The following is a 4,036-nucleotide window of genomic DNA, read 5'->3' on the forward strand; positions in this document are numbered from 1 at the left end:
CCAGTAGAGCAGTGCTCCGACCCATGTGACGACGAACAGGCCGACGACACGAACCCGACGTAGTCGAGGTCGAGACCGGCGATCCAGGCCAGTGGGCCGGTCTGGATGTCGAGTTGGTCGGTGAGGATCGAGACCAGTTCGATGATGCCGATGATCAGAGCCACGGCGACCGAGAGCGAGGTGATGGTGACGTTGTAGAAGACCTTGCGGACGGGCTTCATGAACGCCCAGTCGTAGGCGAAGCACATGAAGATGCCGTCGAGGCTGTCGAACAGGCTCATGCCTGCGGCGAACAGGACCGGCAGGACGAGGATGGCGTACCAGGGCAGTGCGCTGGCGGCCGCGCCGCCTGCGATGACGAGCAGGGCGACCTCGGTGGCGGTGTCGAACCCGAGGCCGAAGAGGAATCCGACGGGGTACATGTGCGCCGGTCGGCGCACCGTCTTGGTGACGCCGCCGAGCAGGCGGTTCATGAAGCCGCGCCGAGCGAGATGGTGTTCGAGGGTGTCGTAGTGGCCGCTGCGCATGTTGCGGAACACCCGCAGGATGCCGATGAGCACGACCAGGTTGATGATCCCGATCAGGACGAGGACAGATCGGACACGGCGGTGCTGATGATGCCGCCGATCTGTTTGAGCGGTGAGTCGTCGTCGCCGATCTGGCCCGCGATCGCGCGGACGCCGGCCGCGAGTAGGGCGACCAGCACGAACACCACTGTCGAGTGGCCGAGCGCGAACCAGAAGCTGACGCTGAGCGGTCGTCGCCGGGCATCAGGTGCTTCGGCGAGGAGTTTGCGGGTGGTGTTGTCGATCGCAGCGATGTGGTCGGCGTCGAAGGCGTGGCGCATGCCCAGCAGGTAGGAGGTGAGCCCGAGCCCGATGCCCAGGACGCCGGCGCTGCCCACGCTGTACCCGGCGGGGGCGACCACCAGCGCCATCACCAGCCATCCGAGGGCGGTGATCCCGACGATCACCACGGCCATGACGATGAGGGAGCGTCGTTCCCGGCTGGACAACGGTGTGCGCCTCGTGGTCGTGACTGCCGCGGATTCGCTCATTCCGGCCATTCCTGTCGCCGATGACTGGTTGTGGCCATCGATTGGCCGCGCAGAACGACGCTACTCGGGCTCATCTGAACGGGTCAACGGCCGGGAATTGATCGGAAATGTCGCCGAAATGCTTGCCTGATCGCGATGGGTGATTCGGGGGAATGGTCACCAGGGGTCGGACAGTTGATGAATCCGGCGGGTGGGTGGCCGGCTGCTGCTCCGCCGGCGGACCGTCGCGCCCGTTCGTGTGACGACCGGCGCCGTCGGACGTCCTCCGTGGCGGGAACCGGGGCGCTGCCGCGCGCGACCTCTGTCAGGGAGAGTGGAAGGGGTCCTCGTGTTCGCGTCGCTGTCGGTGCCGTGGGTCTTCACGGTCGTGTTCGTCCTGACCGGCCTGTATGCGTTGGGTCGGTTCGCGTTGCTCGCCTCGGGCGCCGAACGGGACGGCGATCGGGGGGTGGAGCTGTCGCACGTGGTGATGAGCGTGGCGATGATCGCGATGGCGTGGGGGTGGACCGGTGGGCCCGCCACACCGAGCGGTGTTCTGCAGCTGGTGGTGTTCGGGATCTTCGCGGTGTCGTTCCTGGCACAGGCCGTCGCCGCCGGCCACGACGTCGTCGCGAGCGCGGATCACGCTGTGATGAACGCCGCCATGGTGTGGATGGTCGCCGCGATGCCCGCGCTGATGGGCATGCCTGCGACGGCGGGTGGTGGCGGCGGCGGGCATGCCGGACACGCGGGCCACGGCTCGGGTGCCGCGGAGATGGCGGGCATGGACGGGATGGCGGCGGCGCCGACACCGGCGTGGGTCACCGCGATGACCGGGGTTCTCGTCGTGGTGCTCGCCTGCTCGGCTGTGCTGTGGGGCGTGCGGGCCGCCCGAGCGGTGAGCGCGGTGTCGGAGCAGCCGACCGCGGAGACCGGCGTGGTGGCGACCCAGGTCAGCACGGCGAGCGCTGTGGCGACGAACCGGCGCGCCGACGCGTGCTGTCACCTGCTCATGAGCCTGGGGATGGGCGGCATGCTGTTCGCGATGCTCTGACGCGGTCGACGCTCCTCAGCGACGGGCCGCAGCTCGGCTCAGCCGCAGCACCCCGTCCTGTCGTGGGGCGCTGGTGCCGTCCTGGTCGGGGGTGAGCCGGGTGACCGTCCGCTCGGTCACGACGCGCCATTCGGCGGGGTCGGCCCCGAGCGCCGCGCGCAGCTCGGCGGCGGTCGGCAGCTGCACGTCGAACGGCGTGTCCTTCATCGCGGCGGGCATGCCGAGGTGCCCGATCACCAGGAACGACCCTCCGGGTGCGACGGCGCCCATCGCCCGGCGCAGCATCGCGTCGCGCTGGCCGGGTCGCTCCATCGGCGAGTGCAGGAACTGGGCACAGACGAGGTCGTGCTCGCCTGTGGGAAGAGTGTCGGTCAGATCGTGGCGCTCCCAGCGGATCCGCTGGGCGAGTCCGGCACGTCGGGCGTGGTCGCGCGCGCGGTCCAGCGCTGCCTCCGAGACGTCCACTGCCGTGACCCGCCAGCCGTGTGTCGCGAGCCAGATCGCGTCGCCACCCATGCCGCAGCCCAGGTCCAGCGCTGTGCCGGGGGTGAGCGGGGCGACCTCCTCGACGAGCACCACGTTCGGTCCGGGCCGCCAGCCCTCGGGTTGCGCCAGCCCGGAGTAGAAGCCGTCCCAGTAGGTCTCGGCGGTGTCGGTGGCGGTGGGGAACGGCATCGGCGGGCGTGCGGGGCTGCTCATGGCGTCGAGGATGCGGTCCGCCTCCCGCCGCCGGCGAGCTTCCGTGCCGTTTCGGCAAAACCGCGGAATGCGACACAACCCCCGGACCGCGGGAACCGGCACCCCGATCGGCACGACCCCTCTTACCGACCGCGATCCCCGAGTCGAAGGCTGAGCCATGTCCGAAACCCTCGATCCGCCCGTCGAGGACCCCGTGTCCGGGGCTGCGCGACCCCCGGCAGGATGGTGGTGGACGAACCTGCGGCCGCTGGTCCTGCGTCTGCACTTCCACGTCGGGCTCTTCGTCGGTCCGTTCGTCCTCGTCGCGGCGGCGACCGGGCTGCTCTACACACTGACCCCGCAGCTGGACGAGCTGCTCTACCGTGACGCGCTGCACGTGCCGGTCGGCACGACCCAGCTCGACCTGCGCCACCAGGTCGCGGCGGCCGCCGCGGCCGTCCCGGACGGCACGGTCACCCAGATCCGTCCGCCGATCGCGGCCGACAGCACCACCCGCGTCACGTTCGACGCTCCTGGTGTGGCCGAGGACTACGGTCGCACCGCGTTCGTGGACCCCTACACCGGACGCGTCACCGCAGTGCTCGACACCTTCGGCGAGTGGTTGCCGACCCGGGCGTGGATCGACACCCTGCACCGCACGCTGCACCTGGGCGACGTCGGGCGCGTGTACTCGGAGCTGGCGGCGAGCTGGCTGTGGGTGCTGGCGGTGTCGGGGATCGCGATGTGGGTCGTGCGGCGCAGGCGGCGCAACCGGATCCGGCGGACCCTGCTGCCCGAGCACTCGGCGCGTGGACGGACCCGCCTGCGGTCCTGGCACGGTTCGGTGGGGCTGTGGGCGGCCGTCGGGATGCTGTTCCTGTCCGCGACGGGGCTGACGTGGTCCCAGTTCGCCGGCGCGAACGTCGGCGACCTGCGCAAGGCGATCGACTGGACCACGCCCTCGGTCGGCACCGGGCTCCCGGTCGCCGAGACGGCAGCGACGCCGGACACGGCGACACCGATGGACGCGGCGCCGCCGTCGGACACGGCCGCGGTCGGCGTCATCGCCGACCGGACGCTCGCCGCGGCCCGCGCGGCGGGGATGACCGATCCGGTGGCGATCACCCCGGCCGCCGAGGCGGGCCAGGCCTGGCAGGTCCAGCAGGTCAAGCGGTCGTGGCCGTTGAAGCAGGACGCGATGGCGGTCGACCCGACGACGGCCGGGTGCTCGACACGGTGCGATGGGCCGACTGGCCGATCATGGCGCA

At 70.8% G+C, this 4,036-nt stretch carries 4 protein-coding genes and 1 pseudogene; 3 read left to right on the top strand and 2 right to left on the bottom strand.

Annotated elements, in window-relative coordinates; genetic code table 11:
- Positions 1 to 1,057, bottom strand: a pseudogene (locus KPL57_RS26610) (HoxN/HupN/NixA family nickel/cobalt transporter); the annotation flags it as partial.
- Between KPL57_RS26610 and KPL57_RS26615 the strand changes: the two are divergent.
- Both KPL57_RS26615 and KPL57_RS26620 read left to right on the top strand, forming a co-directional pair.
- Positions 957 to 1,187, top strand: a complete 231-nt coding sequence (locus KPL57_RS26615) for a hypothetical protein (protein ID WP_226353601.1) — start codon at positions 957 to 959, stop codon at positions 1,185 to 1,187. The pseudogene KPL57_RS26610 and the gene KPL57_RS26615 overlap by 101 nt on opposite strands.
- 198 nt (positions 1,188 to 1,385) lie before the next feature.
- Entirely contained in the window at positions 1,386 to 2,090 is a 705-nt protein-coding gene (locus KPL57_RS26620; protein ID WP_226353602.1) for a DUF5134 domain-containing protein, read from the top strand.
- Between the two features lie 15 nt (positions 2,091 to 2,105).
- Here KPL57_RS26620 and KPL57_RS26625 read toward each other — a convergent pair whose 3' ends face one another.
- The gene (locus KPL57_RS26625) at positions 2,106 to 2,789 is read right to left on the bottom strand and encodes a cyclopropane-fatty-acyl-phospholipid synthase family protein (RefSeq protein ID WP_226353603.1); all 684 of its coding nucleotides are present in this window, start codon (positions 2,787 to 2,789) and stop codon (positions 2,106 to 2,108) included.
- A gap of 193 nt (positions 2,790 to 2,982) precedes the next feature.
- Between KPL57_RS26625 and KPL57_RS26630 the strand changes: the two genes are divergently transcribed.
- Positions 2,983 to 4,036 (top strand): PepSY domain-containing protein (locus KPL57_RS26630; protein ID WP_226353604.1); only part of this gene is annotated, 1,054 nt, incomplete at its 3' end.

The sequence above is a fragment of the Pseudonocardia sp. ICBG601 genome (genome assembly GCF_020496245.1).

Bases quoted from the DNA above. Each gene is read 5' to 3' on its own strand.
- KPL57_RS26625 (WP_226353603.1), bottom strand. From the start codon at position 2,789: ATGAGCAGCCCCGCACGCCCGCCGATGCCGTTCCCCACCGCCACCGAC.